The organism is Scytonema hofmannii PCC 7110 (assembly GCF_000346485.2).
Taxonomy (GTDB): Bacteria; Cyanobacteriota; Cyanobacteriia; order Cyanobacteriales; family Nostocaceae; genus Scytonema; species Scytonema hofmannii.
The window spans coordinates 2,237,298-2,260,096 of the sequence record NZ_KQ976354.1 but is presented as its reverse complement, the minus strand read 5'-3'; the positions used below and the strand labels follow the sequence as shown (position 1 = coordinate 2,260,096).

At 41.6% G+C, this 22,799-nt stretch carries 14 protein-coding genes, 1 tRNA gene and 3 pseudogenes; 8 read left to right on the top strand and 10 right to left on the bottom strand.

Features of this window, described 5'->3' with window-relative positions:
* Positions 1–105 precede the first annotated feature (105 nt).
* The 4 genes from WA1_RS56800 to WA1_RS09700 all read right to left on the bottom strand — a co-directional run bounded on the left by WA1_RS56800 (position 106) and on the right by WA1_RS09700 (position 6,142).
* A complete protein-coding gene (locus tag WA1_RS56800) occupies positions 106–243 on the bottom strand; it encodes a hypothetical protein (RefSeq protein WP_017743802.1) in 138 nt (45 codons plus the stop codon).
* 9 nt (positions 244–252) lie between these two features.
* Positions 253–1,380 carry an SGNH/GDSL hydrolase family protein gene (locus tag WA1_RS09710; RefSeq protein ID WP_017743801.1) on the bottom strand — a complete coding sequence of 376 codons (1,128 nt, stop codon included), beginning with the start codon at positions 1,378–1,380 and terminating at the stop codon, positions 253–255.
* A gap of 611 nt (positions 1,381–1,991) precedes the next feature.
* The gene (locus tag WA1_RS09705) at positions 1,992–3,833 is read right to left on the bottom strand and encodes a carbamoyltransferase family protein (RefSeq protein WP_017743799.1); all 1,842 of its coding nucleotides are present in this window, start codon (positions 3,831–3,833) and stop codon (positions 1,992–1,994) included.
* 11 nt (positions 3,834–3,844) lie between these two features.
* On the bottom strand, positions 3,845–6,142 hold the full coding sequence (locus WA1_RS09700; RefSeq protein WP_017743798.1) for an iron-containing redox enzyme family protein: 2,298 nt from the start codon (positions 6,140–6,142) through the stop codon (positions 3,845–3,847).
* A gap of 1,158 nt (positions 6,143–7,300) precedes the next feature.
* On the opposite strand from WA1_RS09700, the gene WA1_RS09695 reads away from it, so the two are divergent.
* The gene (locus WA1_RS09695; protein WP_017743797.1) at positions 7,301–8,791 is read left to right on the top strand and encodes a multicopper oxidase family protein; all 1,491 of its coding nucleotides are present in this window, start codon (positions 7,301–7,303) and stop codon (positions 8,789–8,791) included.
* A gap of 219 nt (positions 8,792–9,010) precedes the next feature.
* Positions 9,011–12,220, top strand: a complete 3,210-nt coding sequence (locus tag WA1_RS09690; RefSeq protein ID WP_066612808.1) for a DUF4347 domain-containing protein — start codon at positions 9,011–9,013, stop codon at positions 12,218–12,220.
* 438 nt (positions 12,221–12,658) lie between these two features.
* Here the strand turns inward: WA1_RS09690 and WA1_RS09685 are convergent, their stop codons facing one another.
* Entirely contained in the window at positions 12,659–13,714 is a 1,056-nt protein-coding gene (locus WA1_RS09685; protein WP_017743795.1) for a YheT family hydrolase, read from the bottom strand.
* 157 nt (positions 13,715–13,871) lie between these two features.
* Between WA1_RS09685 and WA1_RS09680 the strand changes: the two genes are divergently transcribed.
* Complete coding sequence (locus WA1_RS09680) at positions 13,872–14,618, top strand: response regulator transcription factor (protein WP_017743794.1); 747 nt, start codon at positions 13,872–13,874, stop codon at positions 14,616–14,618.
* Positions 14,619–15,008: 390 nt separating this feature from the next.
* Here the strand turns inward: WA1_RS09680 and WA1_RS09675 are convergent, their stop codons facing one another.
* Both WA1_RS09675 and chlP read right to left on the bottom strand, forming a co-directional pair.
* Positions 15,009–15,764 (bottom strand): choice-of-anchor K domain-containing protein, encoded by a 756-nt coding sequence (locus WA1_RS09675; RefSeq protein WP_017743793.1) that lies wholly within the window; start codon positions 15,762–15,764, stop codon positions 15,009–15,011.
* A 460-nt stretch (positions 15,765–16,224) separates the two neighbouring features.
* Positions 16,225–17,445, bottom strand: coding sequence for a geranylgeranyl reductase (gene chlP / locus WA1_RS09670; RefSeq protein ID WP_026134693.1), 1,221 nt, complete (start codon positions 17,443–17,445; stop codon positions 16,225–16,227).
* A 206-nt stretch (positions 17,446–17,651) separates the two neighbouring features.
* Here chlP and yidD point away from each other — a divergent pair.
* The 5 genes and pseudogenes from yidD to WA1_RS09650 form a co-directional block, all read left to right on the top strand.
* Positions 17,652–17,825, top strand: a pseudogene (yidD, locus tag WA1_RS61635) (membrane protein insertion efficiency factor YidD); the annotation flags it as partial.
* Positions 17,740–18,024 (top strand): annotated as a pseudogene (locus tag WA1_RS61630) (hypothetical protein); the annotation flags it as partial. The pseudogenes yidD and WA1_RS61630, both read left to right, overlap by 86 nt.
* 219 nt (positions 18,025–18,243) lie before the next feature.
* On the top strand, positions 18,244–19,260 hold the full coding sequence (locus WA1_RS09660; protein ID WP_017743790.1) for a sulfate/molybdate ABC transporter ATP-binding protein: 1,017 nt from the start codon (positions 18,244–18,246) through the stop codon (positions 19,258–19,260).
* 51 nt (positions 19,261–19,311) lie between these two features.
* On the top strand, positions 19,312–19,725 hold the full coding sequence (locus WA1_RS09655; RefSeq protein WP_017743789.1) for a hypothetical protein: 414 nt from the start codon (positions 19,312–19,314) through the stop codon (positions 19,723–19,725).
* Positions 19,726–20,051: 326 nt separating this feature from the next.
* Positions 20,052–20,123 (top strand) — tRNA-Cys (locus WA1_RS09650).
* Positions 20,124–20,315: 192 nt separating this feature from the next.
* Here WA1_RS09650 and WA1_RS09645 read toward each other — a convergent pair.
* The 3 genes and pseudogenes from WA1_RS09645 to WA1_RS59570 all read right to left on the bottom strand — a co-directional run bounded on the left by WA1_RS09645 (position 20,316) and on the right by WA1_RS59570 (position 22,710).
* Positions 20,316–20,834 carry a hypothetical protein gene (locus tag WA1_RS09645; protein WP_017743788.1) on the bottom strand — a complete coding sequence of 173 codons (519 nt, stop codon included), beginning with the start codon at positions 20,832–20,834 and terminating at the stop codon, positions 20,316–20,318.
* 378 nt (positions 20,835–21,212) lie between these two features.
* Positions 21,213–22,313 (bottom strand): annotated as a pseudogene (locus WA1_RS52530) (IS4 family transposase); the annotation flags it as partial.
* 262 nt (positions 22,314–22,575) lie between these two features.
* Positions 22,576–22,710: a hypothetical protein gene (locus WA1_RS59570; RefSeq protein WP_272819108.1), complete on the bottom strand. Its 135-nt coding sequence runs from the start codon at positions 22,708–22,710 to the stop codon at positions 22,576–22,578.
* Positions 22,711–22,799: the final 89 nt, after the last annotated feature.

The window sequence follows — 22,799 nt, the reverse complement described above, 5'->3', positions numbered from 1 at the left end:
AAAAGTTGACCCGTGTAGTTTGTCAGGGGTGGTTATGGATGTAGACCTTACCCCCAACTCTTGCAATTAATATTTAAAGAAAGAACTGTCGAGATACCTAACCCATTACCTGAGAGGATAGATTGAGCTCTGTTCCTTTTTTTTCTTTCCAAAAATCTTTTGAAAGAGACGACGAATTTTGTTAAACCCGCCTTTTGAGCCATTATTATTGATTGGCTGGTTTTGGTCTTGCTCAGTTTTCATTGGAACCTCTTAATTTTCTATTACGTAATCTGGTTGCTGCAACACTTTTTTGTGGATTATGTTTGCGACTTCATCGTATCCTTCGTCATTAAAATGTACTCTATCAACAAACAAGTAATCACTAATTTTCTGGGAATCCCTCAAAAGCAAATTCATGTCTTCAAATTGAATTTCGCGAGACACGCAACTAGTGCGTATTGCATCTACAAATATTTCATGAATTTCCTTACTCAGGATGTTTTTAAACAATCGCCAGAAGTTATTTGGGCAACTATCAATAGCATGGAATATCTCCTCTTCATTTGGAGTAAGATAATCCCTTGTCCAATAAGACATCGGCTGTAAAATGAAGATAAGCCTTGCATTAAATGGTGCGATAACTTGTTGCCATTGATACAGAGCATTTGACACTGCAAATGCTGCACGTTGAACTCGTTCCTGAGTATTAGTACTATCATCCGTAATGATTTTATCAGCGATATTTTCTTGGTTCACAAGGCTGCTGATATAACTTTTCAATTGCCTCAACGGGTTTTTGTTCCTATTATCAAGGTCGGAGGCATAGGTTTTTATGCGTTGCTTCAAGTCATCATTGTACTTATCCATGTAGTGATTATACTCAAAGGAATAATAATAACGCCCATGATCGCTGGTGAGGTTATCAGGTAAGCCTTCAAGGGTAAGGGTGTTTATACCACTGAATACAACTACATTATTTATGTGTTGAAATCTGTGTTGATGCATAAGAAACAAAATTATTTCTTGAGTCGCATTATATCCCCGTCCGCTAAAATTTAGCCAAGGCTCTTGAGTGTACTCCGCTAAACGTGAGGATATAGTATTAGCATCAGACGTTGCTCCCGTGCCTAAGGTTGTAGAGCCTCCTACCAAAAGGTTGACAGGACGATCTGTTGGCATGTTAGCAACACTAATTTTTGCACCCCCAAATGTACTGTTCCGGAAGCCAAAGGAATCGGTACTAATGACTTCAGATTGATAATTTTTGTGGTGAAAGAACATTGTATAAGGAAGCCACCTTACCCCAAGGTACATGAACTCGTCATATTCTCTAATTTGTGGCGTGAGGCGATACACTTCTCGAACGGCTTCTTCGTGGGATAATTTTTTTCGTTCCATATGTTTTTCTTTTCTAAAGAATAAAGACTATCATCTGCTTCAATTTGACTAATGCTACATCATATTCTTATTATTTCAATAATTGTCGTTTAATTTATTGATTAAATCTTAAAATACCATATCTGTCATCAACAAATTCTCTATAAACAAAAGTTTATCATATATTAAGTTTAATTCTACAAATTTATTCTTGTATTCTAATGACATTTGTGAAAATACTCCTCTATTAATATTGAATTACTGGATGTTGTCAGTGGCTTATTTTTATTGGTACCTCTTTGCTGGAATAAATACGTATATGTTCAGATTTTGAGTTCTGTGCGAGCATGATGCTTAGTTATCTTGCTTATGGTTATGTCTTTATTAAAAGTGGGAAGGTCATGATATCTAAAATAGCTATTCAATTTATCCTTTTTTTTGAGATAAAGTGGATCGAAAATAATACTGTTTAGCAAGCCCAAAGGCCAAAACACTAATAAAAAGATGATGGAGAAGATTAAAGTAGACAGAGTTTTGTAGAAAATACCAATCATAAGAAAATGAACCTTTCTAATTTATTAACTAACAGAACAGTACAAGTATTACACTTAACTAAACATAAATTCGTTGAACTAATCCAATACGAATTCTGTTCGCCAATCTTTTGTTTCACTCCAAGCAGGTTGATTGCTCTTACACAACAAATATCTGCCAATCACCAAATAGTCCATTTGAGTTCGCATGAAGCAAGCATATGCATTGCTGGGGCTTTCAACAATAGGCTCACCCCTTACGTTGAACGAAGTATTTACGAGGACAGGACAGTTTGTGCGTAAATAGAATTCGTGTATCAGATTGTAGAAACGTGGATTAGAAGTCCGGTTTACAGTCTGCACGCGTGCAGAATAATCAACATGTGTGACAGCTGGTATTGTAGACCTCACGCATTTGAGTTTGTCTATACCTGAGAGTTGTTTTTCGTTCTCGGGTGGCACAATTCTATGATTGTCGTGAACGTTAACAACAAATAACATATATGGGCTTGGTCGATCCAAATCAAACCACTCATGGGCATATTCTTCTAATACAGCTGGCGCAAATGGACGAAAAGATTCTCGATTTTTTATCTTAAGGTTCATCACACTCTGCATCCTTGGGCTCCTTGAATCACCAATGATTGAGCGTGCGCCTAGTGCGCGAGGTCCAAATTCCATCCTGCCCTGAAACCATCCTATTACGCTCCCTTGAACCAGGAGATCTGCTACAATACCGCACAGTTCTTCATCTTTCAACTTGGTATATACAGCGCCATGTTGACGAAGTTGCGTTTCAATTTCGGCATCATCATATGAAGAACCTAATAAAGAGCCTTTCATGCGATCTTCACCAAGCTGAACTCTGTTTGTCTTCGTTCTGCTTTGCCAGCCCGCAAAGGCTGCGCCCAATGCGCCACCACTATCCCCAGACGCTGGTTGAACCCATATTGAATCGAAGATGTTAGCTTTTAATAGCTTCCCATTAGCAACGCAGTTTAACGCCACGCCACCTGCAAGGCAGAGATTATTAACGCCAATCTGCCGCCGTAAGGATTTTGCTAATAGAATAACCACATCCTCAAGAACACACTGAACAGAAGCTGCAAGATCGAACTCCCTCTGGGTAATCGTGCTTTCCGGCTCGCGCCTAGGCCCACCGAATAACTCGTCAAATTGATCGCCGATCATGCAGTTTCCTGTTGCATAGTCAAAGTAATCCATATTCAACCAGAAGCTACCATCGGGTTTTACGTCTATGAGATTATCCACGATTTGCTGGTAGTAAGAAGGTTTGCCATAGGGTGCTAGCCCCATAAGCTTGTACTCTCCAGAGTCAACTTTAAAGCCACAAAAATAGGTAAACGCCGAATAAAGCAAACCGAGAGAGTGTGGAAAATGAATTTCCCATACTAAAGAAAGTTTATTTCCGTTACCAAACCATGCTGATGTAGTTGCCCATTCGCCTACTCCGTCAAGACAAAGTACAGCTGCTTCTTCGTAAGGGCTGGCGAAAAACGCTGAGGATGCGTGAGATTTGTGATGATCTATATATTCAATCTTCGGTAACTTCTGTATTCCTGGGAAATGAGATGCCAATTCAAGGTTGAGAGTGCGCTTTACGTGAGCCTTCTTCATTAACCATGCAGGCATTTCTGATACGAACGATCTATAACCCTTTAAGCCAAAATTGAAATAAGTTGAAGTAATTCGGCTTAACTTCTTGTATGGATTTTCGTAGTAAAAAATGGTATCGATGCTGTCTAAGTCTATACCTGCTTCACGTAGGCAAAACTTTATGGCGTTAACTGGAAATCGACTGTCCTGTTTTACTCTGCTGAAGCGCTCTTCTTGGGCAGCAGCAATTAACTCACCATCTAACAATAATGCTGCTGCACTATCATGATAGTAGGCAGATAAACCTAATGTGTAACAAGCCATCTGAAACTCCCTTAACTTAAAATAGGCAATTTAGTAAGTTGATACGAGTAATTTTTCCGACGAGCGAATATATTCCATGTTTGAGGTGGTGGATTTAAGGCGCGATATCCGATCCAGATGCGTTCCCAATGTTCGCGGATTACTACCTCGTCATTTGACTGAAGAATATCGTCCATGTAATACTCAATCGCATTTAACGCCATTGCAGAGTGACCAGTAGATACGTTGTCTATAGTGTTATGGAGATCGACAAAAAGCGTGTTATAGCCGTAGTAACGAAGTTCATCTCTCGCTGTACGATACGCTCCACCCACACCCGACAATTCCATAGCAAGATTCAGCCCTAACGTTTCCGCTAAAAAGCGCCGTGGGAATAGTGAGATAGCAAGCCAAAAAACGGGCACCTTAAATGCATTATCATCAAAGCCATGCCAGTAAGCAAAATCCAGGCTTTTAAAATCCGGTAAGTTAATACCCATCTGTTGGATTAATGCTCGATAAATATTCGGATGATTTAGAAGAGGATCTCCATTACCTACTTCATCTGAATAGATAGTGTATAGAATAGTACCGATTTTTGTATCTACAAGTCCTGGGCTACACCAGTTTTGCAACCATGCTCCATCAATCAGAATCATAGGGCATAACTGCACTGCCTCTTTGATAACTTGCTCCCGTGGCTTTTCAATTTCCTTGAACGACTGAGAATAAGATTCAACTTGTGACTGTGCCTTTGCATTAAACCAGTCGCGCAGCTTTTGATGAGTATAGTTTTGGAACGGAATAGCTCTTGTTCCTCGAAACATATTAACTGAGCTTTGTGTGAGCCAATTAGTAACCAATTCCAGCGCACGGAAACGAATGTCTGGATAATGTTCTATGTTAATTAATTGATAGTACATATCTCTATCAGACAAGGGTTTGGTATTATGCACTAGTCTTCTCCCCAAAGCCTTTAGTGCTGTGAAACCTGAGTAAGTCCGTTTGGAATTTACGATAATTTCATCTTTCTTTATTTCTTGTTTATTACTACATTTAGCCGGGGCTTCTTGTGGCAATGACTTTACCCATTCATTAATAATTTCAATTTCTATAGGCGAAAACACACGAAACATCGGCCCACCAAATTTAACCAAGCTGGTTAACAGGGCGCTCTTTTCAGGGTTTCCAGGGGATACCCATTGTGATTTACCTAGCGTGTCAACGAATATTTCGGCATTATCAGCGATCGCGGCGTCGAAGTTAACTCCATTTAGCTTGATTCGGCTATGATAACCAACAGCATATTTTGCCTTCTGTTTTACCAGGCGAATCATTTTTTCGCGGGGACTAAGGTAGCCTTCTTGAAGGTGGTGTATTAAACTTGAAGACCATTCAGTTAAAAGTCGATAAGATGTGTAAATACCGTCATAAATTCGACAACAGATTTGTTCCAGAGTTTGCTTTCTCTTTGATTGCTCAAGGCTATCAAATGTTGAAAGATAGATTTCAATTGCCTGACGTGCTTTTTCGACAAGGTTATTGCTGCTACATTGGGATGCTCTTACCTTGTAATATGTAGTCAATCCACCATGATGTGCGATATAGGGCTCCAGTTTCTGAACAAGCCCTGGTATGGGAAATATAGCGTCAAAGAGTGTAGCACCAAGAATTTCTGGGCACATCTCCTCGGTAAATAGGGAAAGACTCAGACGATAGGCTGGCAACTTCCACGACTCAGGAAGAATATCTGTGAACGCTGAGAAACTCGTTGATAAGATTGTTGGCAGCCGCACACCAATACTTTCAAGCATTTGTCTAAATAAGACATTTTGATTTCTGTTGATATTCCCATTGCCAACTTGTACTCCATGAATGAAGTGTAGAGCACTCGCTACCACTTCATGGCAGTTAGATGCATTTGACGAATTCTGAAGCTGGCATCCGCTCAAAAGACCTTGAGGGGCAAATTGTGTTAAAATGAAATCAATTACACTTAAATTCACGTCAATAATCAATGCATCCTCTTTTAATGCAGAAGTCTTCTCTACAAATAAAAGAGAAACCTCTCTAGCACTTAATGTATCAAGATCGTATTCAGTAGTATCTACTATAGAAGTTGGAACGTCGCTGGAAACGCTCAAATATCTGTTGCAAAATCTTCCAGCTTTTTCAGCTACACTGTAAAAATTATGCTCTATATTATCTATATTTAGTATTTGATTGCAAAGCTGACTTGCTTCGGTTTCTATTACAGGTGAGTCAGAATTTAAAGAGGCAAGACGCAAATCATGCTGTTGATTAAGGTTATAGCAAATCTCTTTATTCATAGATTCTTGAAGACTCCGTAAAAACTATATTCAAAGCTGAGATTTATCTAAAATAAAATTTTAAAAATAGCAATCAATAACATATTATGAATTATATTGCTTAATAGTAGATAAGATTAAGAAAAGATCAATTTTTTTCCTGCTGAACTTAGATAGACACAAATAAATCCAAGTATGTAACGTAAGGTGAATGAGACTATAACCCCTTCCCTCTGCTTTACTCCAAAAATAAATTTTTACGCCCACCTTATCTGACTTGAAAAAGTTGGGGATTAGGGAAGTTAGGGAAGAATTTTTCACGTGTTTTGGTATACGCACTTCATGGTGGCTATTTAAATGCTTCTGTGTTGATTATATTAAACTCAATCAAAGCTTAGTAGTACACGTAGGGGTAATATCAAATTTTTAAGATTATGTTAGAGTTCTACATTCTGCAGGTAAGTGAGGAAATTGAGAAGATTTATTACGCGTGTTTCATCCCTTTGACACCAAATCCCCATCATATGTCCGCAAGGCGGGACAAAAACAGGTGTTCCATCTTGACGCAGGAGGAGTTTCGTTAAACCGAATGGCGCGAAGAAAACCTAAAAAGGGGCTGACACGGTGACGCGGTGACGCGGTGACGCGGGGAAAATTCCATCTCCGCGTCCCCGTTTCTCCCCTCTCCGCGTCAGTCTGAACCCTTAACTTAGTGCCATTCGGTTTAAAACCCCATACACATTGGGTTGCTCGTTTTGAGTTGGGGTCAGAATCCACATATAAAAACAAAACTTCTTCCTTCTTTCTTTTTTCTTCTTCCTTCGTTCAATAAATTCCCCGCTGTTAAGCTAGGGTAAACTTTCAGTATAGCGGACGATCAAACTTCTGTCTTCTTCATCTTAAAATAATGAGTGAACTGGAAGTATTTAGTCACTAAGAAGCATATCTACAAATTATAAAAAAGATGAAAAGATAATGTTTATTAAAACTTTTTTTTTGTGAAAATTTCACTAAGTTCTTATTATTACTTAAAATTTATTTAAAAACTACTGCTATATTTATTCTGGAAAAACACATTTTAACAGGGAATGGGGAACAGAGAATCCCCATGAAAAACCAGGGTATTTACATTCTCAAGAAGTTTGATTTTATACAAGTTATTAACTGGAAAACTTGAACATGACAAGAATCAGCAGACGTGAAGCACTGAGAATTGCATCGCTTGCAGTGGGTACTGTTTTGCTTCCCATAGGATTTCAATATCGAGGATACACTCAAGTAGTCAATGGACGCGTGCCATTTACACTTCCCTTTCGTACACCACCAGTATTGAATCCAGTGCGTAGCGATGCAACAACTGATTACTACCAAATCACAATGCGGACGGCTCCAGTACAGATTTTACCAGGGCCAACTACGGAGATTTGGGGCTATAACGGTCAATTTCCCGGACCCACCATTAAACAGCAGCAAAATCGGATATCAGTTGTACGGTTTATCAATAATCTTGATGTAAATACATCTGTGCATCTGCATGGAATGCAATCTTCACCTCAACACGACGGCTACGCTACAGATCCCATTCCTCCAAGACATTACAAGGATTACATCTATGCCAACCCCTCTGCTGCTGTTTTGTGGTACCACGATCACACGCTTGCTCAGACTACTCGAAATGTGTATATGGGCTTAGCTGGAATGTATATAGTCGAAAATGATGACGAACGAGCGCTGTCACTTCCTAATGGGGATTATGATGTACCTCTCATTATTCAGGATAGGCAACTCGCGCCTGATGGTTCACTCATTTTGGACGATCAAAATCGGACTCATGTGATGGGCGACTTAATACTCGTTAATGGCGTACCTTGGCCTCGCATGGAAGTGGCTAATCGCAAGTACCGTTTCCGAGTCTTAAACGCATCAGTTTCCCGCTCTTATAGACTTGCTCTCAGTACGGGTGATAACTTGATTGTGATTGGTACTGATGGTGGATTAATATCTGCACCAGTCAATACTCTAGACCTCCGTCTTGCAGCAGGAGAACGGTATGACTTTATTATCGATTTTTCCAGATATCCTATAGGGACTCAGGTAGAACTACAAAATCTTCCACTACCAGATAATGATTATTTTCCCAATATAGAAAGAATCATGCGTTTTGATGTAGTGCGATCTGAAGTAGATAATAGCGTTGTTCCTAGCACACTACGCACTATTGAATTGCTTCCTGAATCTGCTGCTGTGCGAACCCGCGACTTCCTTCTGGATCAGATTAATGGAATGTGGGTGATCAACGGTAACGGGTGGGACTCAAATCGAATTGACGCCAATCCACAATTAGAAGAAATAGAAATTTGGAGGTTTCTCCACCCTGTAGGTGCGGGAGTTCATCCCATGCACCTTCACGCCGTTAAGGCTCAAATACTCGATCGCAATGGTCAACCACCTTTGCCTTATGAGCGTGGCTGGAAAGATGTCTTCTACGTTGGTGAAAACGAGACAGTACGGGTCATTGGGAGATTTAGAGCCGATGCGGGTAAGTATATGTACCATTGCCACAACATGGTTCACGAAGACTTCGACATGATGGGTCAGTTTGAAGTGGGACTAGGTGGGATAGATCCAGTGTCAGCTCCAGCAAGACCTCTTCCAGCACCACCGCTTTAACAAGTTAAAAGGCAAAAGAAACAAGATTCTGTTTTTACTTTTGATTTTTAACTTGATATTTACAATATTGAGCAAAAATCTTTTTTGTCTTTTCTATAAATAAATTTAGGGGCTTCTGACCTGTTTCTTTTATTCCAAGACCATTTGACAGTTATTCAGGGGTGCATTCGATTGACCGAGGATTGACTTTGCTCTACACTCCATTTGTAACAAACACGCATGCAGCCAACTGAAATACAAAAGCTTGATGTACACAATCGTTTTGGCATCACAACACAGCAGAATCAGCCCAGCAGTGTCACTTCTAAAACTTTAGTATTCATTGATACATCAGTCGCAGACTATCAAACACTCATGTCTGGAGTAGAAAGTGACGCGCAAGTGATACTCCTACACCCAGAATGGGATGGTGTCGAGCAAATTACCACTGTACTAGAACGAGCAGACCTTACCACTGTACACATAGTTTCCCACGGTTCACCAGGATGTCTGTATTTGGGCAACAGCTGCTTGAACTTGGAAACCCTAGAATTCTATGCCAGCCTACTAGCACGATGGTTTCCAAAGGAAGAGCAGTCGCATGATTCTACTCCCTCGTTGTTGCTTTACGGCTGCAATGTTGCAGCAACAGACATCGGAGCCGAATTCATCACCAAATTGCGCCAGAAAACAGGAGCACAGATAGCGGCTTCCAAAACCCCCACAGGTAACCCGGCTTTAGGCGGTCATTGGAAACTGGAAGTTACAACGGGGAGGATGACAACATCCTTGGTATTTTCAGTTGCAACTCAAGAGGCATATACTGGATTATTAAATGCCAACCGCGTCTCCGTAGGTCTGGGAGGTAACCAGGGGAATAACAACTCCTTCAGCCCAGATATCTCAGCAGACGGGCGTTATATAGCTTTTCGGTCTGATGCTAGCAATTTAGTAGCAAGTGACACGAACAACTTCAGTGACATTTTTGTCTACGATACTCAGACAGGCACCACTAGAGGCGTTTCCGTAGGTCTAAATGGCATTGAGGGGAATAACCCTGCCAATGGGAGTCCCAGTATCTCAGCTTCAGGACGCTATGTGGCATTTGAGTCATATGCCAGCAACCTGGTACAAAATGACACAAACAACTTCAGCGACATTTTCGTCTACGATACTTTAACAGGAAGCACCGAACGCGTTTCTGTCAGTTCGCAAGCTAATCAGGGGAATAGGGGATCTTCATCTCCCATCATTTCTACAGATGGACGCTATGTAGCATTTGAGTCATATGCCAACAACTTAGTGGCGGATGATACAAACAACTTCAATGACATCTTTGTCTACGATACTCAAACAGATACCACCCGTCGCGTTTCTGTCAGTTCGCAAGCCAATCAGGGGAATGGCGCTTCCTTCTCTCCCGCCCTCTCAGCAGATGGACGCTATGTGGTGTTTGATTCATTTGCCAGCAATCTGGTAGCAGATGATACTAATAACACCCGTGATGTCTTTGTCTACGATACTCAAACAGATACTACCCGTCGCATTTCTGTCAGTTCGCAAGCCAATCAGGGGAATGACTTCTCCTACAACCCTGTCATCTCAGCAGATGGACGCTATGTGGCGTTTGAGTCATATGCCAGCAACTTAGTGGCGGATGACACGAATAACTTCAGTGACATCTTCATCTACGATACTCAAACAGGTACCACCCGTCGCATTTCCGTAGATTCGCAAAGCAATCAAGGAAATAACGATTCCTTTTCCCCCGCCCTCTCAGCAGATGGACGCTATGTGACGTTTGGTTCATCTGCCAGCAACCTAGTGGCGGGGGGCACCAATAATACTGGTGATATTTTCGTCTACAATATTCAGACAGGCACCATCAAACGCGTTTCTGTAGATTCACAGCAAAATCAGGGGAATGACTTCTCCTACAACCCTGTCGTATCCACAGATGGTCAATACATAGCATTTGAGACATACGCAAATAATTTGGTAGCAGGAGACACTAACAACAGTCGTGACATCTTCGTCTACAGAGACGACACTATCCCTACTGTAAGCATTGCTGCCATCGATGCTTCTGCTGCCGAATCTGGGGATGTCGGTATCTTTCGTATCAGCCGTGCTGGTGACATTAGTTTACCACTCCAAGTAACTTACGGCATTTCTGGTACTGCTACCAACGGAATTGATTACAGCCCCAACCTTACGGGTACAGCAACTCTTGACACCAATCAATCCTTTGTAGACATTGCTATCACTCCAGTTGACGATAATCTCTTTGACGAGGGCGATGAAAGTCTGACCCTGACTCTGGTAGATGCACCCAATTACAATCTGGGTTTATCGAACATCAACGCCACGGTTACTATTAGCAACAACAGTAATAAAGCTCTGACAAACTCGGTAACAACTTCTGAGTTAAACAAAATTGCTTTTGATGTCTTCGCTCTCAAAGGTCAAAATAGCAGCAGTCAAGCCAAAATTTCAGTTGAATTGACAGAGCACCGTTCTCAACTCGTTAATGAACTAGGAGTCTTTACTGTTGACGATGCACAAGGTCGAATCAATGGTATTGCTCCTGACTCTGTGGGTTATAGCGAAGCCGCATTGAATCGATCTCAGGTAATTTTCTCTGCTCTTGCGAAAGTCCCGAATGGATTTGATACCGACTTGTCACGCAAGTTAGCATTCGAGTCAAATGCTAACTTGCGATTCTACTTGGTCAGCAACAGCACTACCGATACTGTTTTATCTGATAAAACCTCTTTATCAAATGTAGTGTTTCCATCTACTACAAATTTCAAAGTCGAAAGCGTGGACGATGGAGAGTTTTCTCTGGCTTGGAAAGATCCATCTGCTCAAAATGGTGACTTCAATGATTTGAAAGTCAAAGTGAAAGCAACAGATGAAGAAATTCCCTTAGGTACCAGTTTGCAAGGTAAGCGGCAAAACGAACTCATTGATTTGCGACAAGTTAACACATCTGTCAAAGCTGACTTTACTCTTAACAGAGAAGCTGCTTTCAATAACTTCATTGGTTTTTATGAAATAGCAGATGATAAGGGTGGTATTGATACTAATGGTGATGATATTATTGACTACCGTCCGGGAGATGCTGGTTATGTGCAAGCGGCTGTCGCCGGACGTGTTGCTGGTATTGACTTGACGGTAAACAACCAAGCAACAGCAAATTTCACTGGAACTTTCAACGGCGGTTCGCTGTTTGCTCCATTTATGATTGTCAATAGTAACCCTGATGCACTCTTAGAGAGTAATTCCAGTAATGACCCGCAAGTTTACTTTCCATTCTTAGGTGCTAACTCTGACAAAGCAGATCATGTTCGTTTATTGGGAGATAACATTTTTGGTTTTGAGGATCTCGTTAATGGTGGTGACAAGGATTATAACGATATTACGGTCCGAATCAATCTAAATGTCTAAGAGGATGTTTTAAAAGTTTTGGGCGATTAGAAATCGCAACTATACAAACAAAGTCCGCCTGCGCGGACTAAGGGACTTCTAAATAAAAAAATATACAACTTTCTCTTGTGGTGCGGGCGTCCCGCCCGCCACTAGTATAGAACGGGCGAGGACGCCCGTTCCACAAGATGGATAATTTATTTCTTGGAAATCCCTAACGAGAAATTAAGGATTTGAAACCCACGTAGGTGGGTTTCGCTTGTATAGTCGCGATTTCGAATCGCTAGACCAGTAGAGCATAATCGATAATTACCGGATAATTTTGGATTGCCGCGTTGCTTCGCTTCTCGCAATGACGTGCCTAAATAACATACGGTTTTAATGATTATGCTCTACTAGTATAAATTAGGACTTTACAAACATCCTCTAAGAGAATTGGGGAATGACAATCACTCTTCCCTACCCCCTATCCCCTCTTATCCACTGTAAAGTTCGATTCCATGCCCACCAAGGATCTGGATCTTGTGCCTGACGTTGGCAATTTTTGCTACTGATGTAACCAACATGACCTCCATGACGGGTTAGTAACAAATCTAGTGCCGCGTTTCTCTTGCAAATTGCTTGCAGTTCAGGTATGATTTTAGGATCAAAAAAGGGATCGTTTTCGGCGTAGATGATTAGCGTGGGTTTGGTAAGATGTGGTAGTATTGGTAAAGCGCTGCTAGCATCATAGTAAGCTTCCACAGTGGGAAAGCCCAGTCGCTGAATGACTAGTTCCTCATCAAAGCCCCATATGCTGTTAGCCCGCTTAATCGCCTCAGGGTCAAGAGTTCCAGGATGAGCTTCATGAATTTTCCATGCAAGTTTTTCTAACCCCCTCGCGATCGCTTGCTCCATGTATCTCCCCAAAGGATGCTTGACTAGATAAGCGAGTGATCGCCGAGAGTCTAAACTTGGACAAATGACTGCTGCACCACCGATATCGCTCTCTTCTAGCCCTAAATCCCGATTTTCTTTGGTGAGTTCAACAGCAGCTTTCACCGCCCACAGTGCCAACTGTCCGCCTAAAGAGTACCCGGTAAACCAAAATTTTCCTGGGCATCCCATCTGTTTAGCAGTGGCGGCAATGCGGGCAAAATCTTCTCCCTCGTACAATCCATCACTTGTTAGTGTTGGAGACAACTCTGCTGTTTTGCCATGAGCACGCCAATCAAACAATACCACAGAGTACCCTTGGGCATATGCTTTACGACCTAAAAGCTTGAGATACCATTGATTCTCCAAATCTCCTGTAATGCCATAAGTACCAACAATCGTGCCACGAGGATTTTTGGGAATGGCAACCTTGCCAAAAATTGGTACTCCTTGCGCCCCCGTAAAAATCATTTCCTGATAAAACGGCTCTGGGTCTTGGATTGTACGTTCCGAATAACTCTTGCCCCGCAAAGCAGTATAAACAGTCATCACCACATCGTTTTGCAAAAACCATGAGGGACTGTAAGAGGGATAATACATAATAATGGTAGATCTAGTATAGTTGAGTTTTTGTTTTACAATCTTTAATTTTAATCTTTATGTTAGATTTAAATTATTTTTTATAATCAGGAAAGCAATCTTTGTATCTACCAAAGGTTCTTATTTATCCTTAATAAGTAGTAATAATTTTTTAATAATGCCGAGGATTCTTGTCATAGACGACGACCCTGCAATTTCAGAACTCGTAGCCGTCAACCTAGAGATGGCTGGTTACGACGTTAGCCAAGCCGAGGACGGTATCAAAGGTCAAGCACTAGCTCTCCAGCTACAACCAGACTTGATCATGCTGGATCTCATGTTGCCTAGAGTTGATGGATTCACTGTTTGCCAGCGCCTCCGTCGGGATGAGCGCACTGCTGAAATCCCCGTGCTGATGCTGACGGCTCTTAGCCAAACGCAGGATAAGGTAGAAGGCTTTAATGCTGGCGCAGATGATTACCTTACCAAGCCCTTTGAAGTCGAAGAAATGCTAGCACGGGTGCGAGCGTTATTGCGGCGTACTGACCGGATTCCTCAAGCCGCCAAGCACAGTGAAATTTTGAATTATGGACCTCTGACCTTAGTTCCAGAACGTTTTGAGGCGATATGGTTTGGTCAAACGGTGAAATTAACTCATCTAGAATTTGAGCTACTGCACTGTCTCCTTCAACGCCACGGTCAAACGGTTTCCCCTAGCGAAATTCTTAGAGAAGTTTGGGGTTACGATCCGGATGACGATATTGAAACTATTCGCGTACACATCCGTCACCTCAGAACCAAGTTAGAACCAGATCCCCGTCATCCCCGTTATATCAAAACCGTGTATGGTGCGGGTTATTGCTTAGAACTACCCAGCGCCCCCCAATCCACTGAAGGTGCTTCCACTGTGACCAGTGACCAGTGACCAGTGACCAGTGACCAGTGACCAGTGACCAGCGTCTTCACCTATTGCGTTTCAACGTAACAAGCGAGGGCGCGTTTTCTGTATGAGAGATCCATTCCAAAGCTGCTTAAAAAACTCAGTCTCTCTAGAACGTCGTTACAGTAGTCAAAAAGGAGGTAAAAAACCCGCTTTCTCTCTGTGGTCAAGCTTGATATCTCGTATGCTCAACTCGAATAAACCGGGTTTTTGTGATTTCTGTACCAACGCTCTAGGAGTGCAAAGCTCGATATTATATGGTGTAGAGACTAAGCATGGCTAGTCTTTACAAAGAAGCCTGGTTTTTGAGATTAATGTTCCTGCGATCTAGTAATGTAGTAGTCTTGCTACCACATTACTAAGAATTCCCTGAAATTATTTATTTTTATCCTTTAAGATTTTATTCTTACGGGATAAGAGGTAGATGCTTAGCGCTGATAAACCAGCAAGGCTCGCAGGTTCGGGGATTTTTTTCGGTGGTGTAATCCGAGTAATTTGAGCGTAAATACCTGCTGTAATTTCTTGATTTTCGCGGACACGGAACTTTGTAACGGTAGTTTTACCGTTATCTTGGCTGAAGCCAATAAGTTTCAGAAGGTAGTCATCTCCTCCAAAACTGAAACTGCGATCGCTAAAAGTGTTTTTAACAATGACAGAATCCGCGTCTAGCTCTGGAATGCCCACATTAGTTGTGTTTTCTAACTCCAAATCATATTTGAAATCCTCAGAGAAGTTAAATGGCTCCGAGAATGATAGGTCAAGACTTAACGGTACAGTGTCTACGTTGGTTCCTTGAGGCACTGTTCCATTAAAGTACTTTAAATAACCTATCTTAAACACTGAGCTTTCCTCTGTAGTAAATGAAATACCTTTGAAGGCAATTTCATTTGCACTTGTCCCATAGATTGGTTGTTCTGGATGAGCATCCCCCCATTTAAAAGTGCTGGTTCCCACACCTGTGTAGTATGGGTCGGTATTTGCGCTCCCTGGATAATTACTGGGTTCTCCCCAAGTACCTATTGAGTCACCGGAAAAAGTGAGACCTAGCGCTTGGCTGGAGAAACCAAGGACTGTGACAACACTCACAGTCAAAGTAGACACAGCAGTAGTAAGTACTGAACTGAGTTTCATGGTTAAGCCTTACTCCTACCCAGGAGCTGGTTTTAAGTAAGCATCCCGTCTACGTTAGTAAATTTACGGAGAAAATGACAATAAATTTATCTATTTTTCACAAAATCTTCATATTGACTTCGCCAATTCTTAGCAAAACTATTTTCTCTCCTCAGGTTGATAATGCTTGTTTTATAAGCTTTTTAAGAGACTTTTAAGCTGTTTTATCTATTCTTAGCTCACTATGTGGAATTAGTATATTTTTTGCTCTTAGAAAAAATAAAACGATATATTCTGTGAGTAGTAAAATGTGCTTTATATAACCTTAATAAAGCAAGAGACAAAGCTCTCCCTATTACCTTTTGCTTTTTAGGAAGGCAGTAGGTATCCCTAATGCGCCAGTACAGCATTCAAAAAGGAGGCAAAAAACCCGGTTTCTTTTTCAAGAAACCGGGTTGCGTGAGATGAACGTATCGGTGCTTTAGGGAGCTAGAGCATTACCGCGAAGCAAACTACCAATGGTCTTAGCAGTAATTTTTAGCTGAGTAAAAGGATTAGCTGGTACAACTGTCTTGTACAGATAGCTGTCAAAAGTTAGCCTTTGGACATTGATATCATCACACATTTCCACAAAAGCTTCACGTGTGGCGTCAGAACGGTAAAATACGGTCTGGAGGAGATCTAAGACCTTGTAAGTTAGCCCGTACTTCCTATCCCAACGTCTCAGATAGATCTTAAGATCGGCTTCTGTAGGAATGCGGCTACCGCTGTTGGACATTTCGACAATTGTTTCAGCACACATCCGTCCGGATTTGGCAGCAAAGTAAATGCCTTCTCCAGAAGATTTGGTCACATAGCCTGCAGCATCCCCTACCAACGCAATCCTTCCTACAACCCGGCGAGGGCGAGGATGTTCGGGAATGGGGTGTGCTTCTACCTTGATAATTTTACCGCCTGCGAGTTTTCTGGCAGCACGGGCGCGAATACCAGCTTGCAGTTGCTTGATGCTCGCTTTATTAACGTGCATTGTACCAGTGCCTACAGCAACGTGGTCGTATTTGGGGAATACCCAAGCGTAGAAGTCTGGAGACACATCATCGCCAACGTACATCTCGGCGAGATCCTCGTAGTAGATCATGCGATCTTGAGGGAGACGAATTCGCTCTTGGAAAGCGATCGCGTAATTGTAATCGCCTGCATCCATTTCTTTAGCAATGCGGGAGTTAGCGCCATCAGCCCCAATAATTAAATCAACTTTCAGGGTTTTGGCAACTCCTTGAGCACTACCTTCTGTATGTTCTATGTAATGGATGGTATAGGGGTCAGTATTGTTTGTGGGAATATCGAGTTTATGAACAGTGGCATTAATTAAATTTGTGCCCAGTTTTGCTGCGCGATCGCGTAGATAACCATCTAGCACTTCGCGACGGCACATTCCAATATATTCTTCTTCTTTTTCCAGATTGATATCCACCTCACGATTGGAAGGCGATATCATCTTCATTTTCCGCACGCGACGGTCAATAATATTTTGGGGCAAGTCAAATTCACTGACCATGCATAAGGGAATTGCACCGCCACAAGGCTTGGCATTATCCAGCTTGCGTTCAAATAAGTAGGTTTCAATTCCAGCTAGAGCTAATGTTTCTGCAGCTGATGAACCTGCTGGACCTGACCCAACAACAGCAACCCGTAGTGTCAAAGGTCTTCTCCCAATCTTTATCATTTGCCGAAAGCATGGTATCACGGTCTCTTGGCTAATTTTGCGCTTTCCTCTAAATCTCTGAAACAAATGCAACATTCCTTAATGTTTCTCCAAATCACTCATTGGGGAGTGGGGAGTAGGGAGTGGGGAGTGGGGATTGGGAATAGTTAATTAGGAAACATCTATGGTTCATAACCCAATTTATGCATCTCTCAGTGTTTGGCTCAGTTGGCAGACAAATTAGTGTTGCAGCGATTACTCAGTATCAAAAACATATTTCTCCTCACAAAGGATTTAGTTGTGCTCATCGAATTCTTTATGGTGGAGAATCTTGTTCGCAGTACATCAAGAGAGTCATTGCCCAAGAAGGTTTGCGGGGTGCGATCGTCAAATCTCGAATCCGATTTCAAGCCTGTTCGCAAGCCAATGAAATTTTGCGATCGCAGATTGAGGACTCAACAGAAGAAACACCAGATAAAAAGCGTCGGGGACACAATTGTATCGAAGACAAAGTTCGTCAATCGGACTGTAACAGAAGCAATTGCGATGGAGGCTGTGACTGTATCGAAGGATTAGCCGATTTAGCGACGTGTGATTGCAGTATGTTGGATTGCAGTACGTTGGATTGCGGTGCTGCTGACTGTAGCTCCTTAGATTGTGGCAGTTGTGGTAACTGTGGAAGTTAAATATTGGTCACTGGTCACTGTTCACTGGTCACTGCTTAATTGTGGTACACTGTGATATACACTAATCTTAATCAAAAATCCGTAGATTAGTTTCTGAGGTGCAGTCACAGTGGGCATAGTTGTTGAGAACGTATCTAAAGAGTTTGGCAATTTTAAAGCAGTAGATCGAGTCAGTCTGGAAGTTAAGAGTGGCTCATTGGTAGCACTGCTCGGACCATCTGGTTCAGGGAAGTCTACACTGCTGCGTTTAATTGCGGGTTTGGAATTGCCAGATAGCGGGAAAATTTTGCTGACAGGTAGTGATGCTACATACCAAAGCGTACAGCAACGGAAGATAGGGTTTGTATTTCAGCACTACGCTTTATTTAAGCACATGACTGTAAGGCAAAACATTGCTTTTGGTTTAGAAATTCGTAAAGCAACAAAAGTAAAAATCAAAGAACGGGTTGAAGAATTACTAGATTTAGTGCAACTGAGTGGGCTAGGTAACCGTTACCCCTCGCAGCTTTCTGGGGGTCAACGCCAAAGGGTAGCTCTAGCACGGGCGCTAGCAGTAGAACCAGAAGTTTTACTTTTAGATGAACCCTTTGGCGCACTTGATGCCAAAGTTCGGAAAGACTTGCGAGCTTGGTTACGCCGCTTGCACGATGAAGTGCATGTAACTACTGTTTTTGTAACCCACGACCAAGAAGAAGCGATGGAAGTCTCGGATGAAGTCGTGGTGATGAATCAGGGGCGAGTAGAACAGATAGGGACACCAGCAGAAATATATGACCATCCAGCCACAGCATTTGTGATGAGTTTTATCGGACCTGTTAACGTGTTACCCAGCACAGCTAAGATTTTCCAGAGTAACGGATTTGAGTCTGCCCATCCAGAAGTATTTTTACGTCCGCAAGACGTCATTGTGGAAACAAGCCCCAATGGCACTACAGTACCAGCTAGGGTTACTCGCTTGATACATTTGGGTTGGGAAGTGCAAGCAGAGTTGACTTTGGATGACGGGCAGGTAGTAACAGCCCATTTGACACGAGAACGCTATGACGAGTTAAAGTTAGAACCACAACAAAAAGTTTATGTCAAGCCAAAGGATGCAAAATCCTTCCCACTTTATTATTCAATTTAAATTTTTCGCTGCTAAGAGTTGACTCTTGACTCTTGACTAGCTAATGATACTATGCTGATTGCACTTAAGACAAAGTTAAAAATGATATCAGCACAGTCACTTATTTTGCTAATTGAGTATGCTAGAAGTCGAGAAGCCACGATCGCGGTCGTTGAGTCAACAGAACCAGGAATCTCATATCAATGGGAAAGAGAGTGGGGTATGACAGAGTGGCTGGGGGAAACCTTACACACCTGCGCTACTCTAACCTTAAGCGAGGAAAAAGCAGTACTTTGCTTTGACGCATATTTTGGAAAAGAAGAACATAACGGTTATCACCCACATCCATTGCCACACCCACCCGCACTTCTATTTAGCCAAGAAAGGTCTGTGGCTAACCTCAAGGAAGCACTGTTTCTGGAGGATACGTTTTATAAAAGAGTGACAGAATGGGTAAATAAGCAGGCAAACAAGAGGTTAAGTTAGGAAAGAAGGCAGATGGCAGAAGGTAGAAGATTAAGGATGCAAAAGCCAATAAACCAGCTTTGACATGATTTTTCATGGTTAGTTTATTTACGTCATCCTGTACTACTTATTTAGAAGCATAGATAAGTAGCAATAAAAACCAGGGTAGTTTCTACCGTATTTAGAGCGGGTATTAAGCTGTCAAGTTTGGAATTTTTTGAGGTTGGCTACCGGAAAAGTATGTGCTAGACTAGAAAAGTAGTTAACTCTAGTTTACCAAAGTTAGTATCTAAGCTTAATTTAAATATGACAGGTAAGCCAGAGCTACAAGAGTAGAAGTAGATTATGGCGGCATAGCCAAGTGGTAAGGCAGAGGTCTGCAAAACCTCCATTCCCCAGTTCAAATCTGGGTGCCGCCTTTTCAAAAAAACCATGTTTTTAATCAATAGCAAGCCATCCGATAATATTCCTGACATATCTATTGGTTGTTGCAACTTTATCCAGTATTGTTTTTTGCTATTGGCTCTACTAAGGTAAAGTCATAACCAGTACCAGTATTAGAATGGCTATCCTCAACAACTTTGATAATAAAAGCTTGCTGTTGCAGTCGTTCACCTGATGATGTAAAAAGAAATATCTAAGAGAGTGTTATTAATATTAAATCTAATTCTATCAGTTTGATTTCCACTTTCTCCTACTCCATGTCCTGCAAAAAAGAGAATATCGTATCCATTGCAGAGGATATTTGATAAAGATTTTGTTAATTGCTCTATATTGCATAATTCATTGATGTTATGGTTGACAGTAGGGAAAACATCAATGTTTATGTTAGTTTTTCTTTTTAAGTCTTCAAGAATCTTTCGATCGCGTTCTAGCAAAAGATTTGTGCGATCGCCTAAAATTATTAGTAATTTTAATTGAGATTTATCGGGAGGAAGGTAATTATCATTTCTAATTCTGCCTGTTTGAGAACTTAAAGTAATTTCTGTGTTGGGGTAACCTGATAATAACTCCCAACAATACCAAGGAATTCTTTGTAAAAATGAATCATCGGTTCTGATAATTAAGCGACTAGTATGTCTCGGCGATGATTCTAAAAAATCAATGAGGTTTTCTCTAACCTTTTTCAAATTCTCATGATTTAGACAACGATTAATTTCGTCTTTTAAATCTTTTGCACACTTTTGGAGATCGAGGGGGAAGTTATTGCTTGGTTCCTCTGCTTCTAATCGTGAAGATGTATTTAATGATTCATTGATAGCTTGTTGCCATTTTTCATAGTATGTTTGTATGCCTGAGAATGAAGGTAATTCCCGCCTTATACCTCAATACGGTTCAGTTAAGGCTGGAAGCATTATTGATGATACGAAAAGAAGGAGGTTGGGCTTGTTTACCGCAACCTCGGTGTTTTGGTTTTTTGGAACGAAACTTAGATACAGGTTTTTTTATAACTCTCGGATTACACCGATGAACTCGTTCAGGTAACAATGTATCCAGAATCTCTACAGTCAACCAATGGAAAAAAGGGGCAAATCTTGCTCGCTAAGACGTTGAAACTTAGGCACAGCACGACGGATAACTCGTAAAGTTCCGGTAAAACTCAAGCGTAACGGAGCAACTCTAGCACTGGTTGCAGCTTGAAACATTAATACTCGTACTGCCCAATGTCCTAATAACCAAGCATATACCTCCTGCACAACAAGAGCGTGGTTTTTGGGAACGGACATGGGTTTTGCGCCCCAGAAGATGTACTTTCAACTCATCAATCGTATTTTCAACTTCCCAACGAGTTATGGTATTCTCTGGCTAACAACTCGGCAGGAAATCTCTCAATGTCTAATAAGCTAGTAATTAAACGATATGTCAGTTGTTCTTCTGGATTGTCAGGATGCTCAATTGTCTACTCAATAATTCGTACAAGTATTGGTTGACAACCTTTTTTTCGCAGCTTTCCTGATGGATAAATCCATGACAGATAAGAGCCGTCTCCTAAGGGGTTTTCAGCAAGGAATTTGACATTAGCTGGTATTCTGCCTAAATAATCGCATCCTTTGGATACTGTTGCTTGTACCATTGCATAAGAATGTAATCCTCGATCCCACATTAACAACATTCCTGATGTTACCGAACGTAATAATCTTAATGCTCGTACTCGCTCTCCGATTCGATATGGACACAACAATGCATCAAATATTATATGCGTCCCAGCTTCCACGAGTATAACTAATCTCACTTTGGGAAACGCGGCAACTGTCCCTGGACGACTGCTCGGACGACCAAAAACCCTGGCATTTTCATCACTGTCACCGGACATCAAAACAACTACCATCAATCACTACAATTCGTAGCCCATTTAAAAACGCCCCTAAAGTTTCGGTTGTAGACATTGGTCGAACCAACTGATGAAATAAATTGCTCATCACTCTTGCTCCTAATCGTTGCCGAGCTTGTGTGATAGCTGATTTACAGGGAACTCGCCAGTATTTACCAACTTTTACCCATGCCTCTGACATCCCATCTATTAAATTTTTGAGTACATCCCGCATTGAGTCTCTAGACCAAAAACTCATTGCTATTACTAGGCTTATCACTAATTGCGCGGGTAGCGTTAGCGAAGCTCCTCCGTCAGGAGGCTCGCTTGCGTTCCTCTTTGGTTTGGGTTTTCGCGATACGGCTTTAGCCGTTAGCGCTTACGCTATCGCCTGTTCTATTGCTGATGCTGGAATCGCCGTCTCGATTGCTTTAAGCAGGTCACCACTTTGTATATCAGGAGACATCAACGAGAAATCCTTGAGATGCACCACACTTAATTTCCATTCTTGGGAACAATACCTAATTTACATGATTTTCAGCCTTAACTGAACCGTATTGCTATATAGGGGGGAAAGTAACGTAGACAAGATAAAAGGCTAGAGGTAGCAGACGCACTCCATTACGTTCAAGCGATCGCACTACTTTATGAATCAGAGGTTTTTCAAGGTAAAGGGCTAAAAGTAGTAGACGCACAACAACTTTCTACTTAATAGTGAATCGTTCGTAGTTCAGGCTGAATTCCAGCAAACAACGTCTCTCAGTTGTATGGGTGGCGTTAGGGC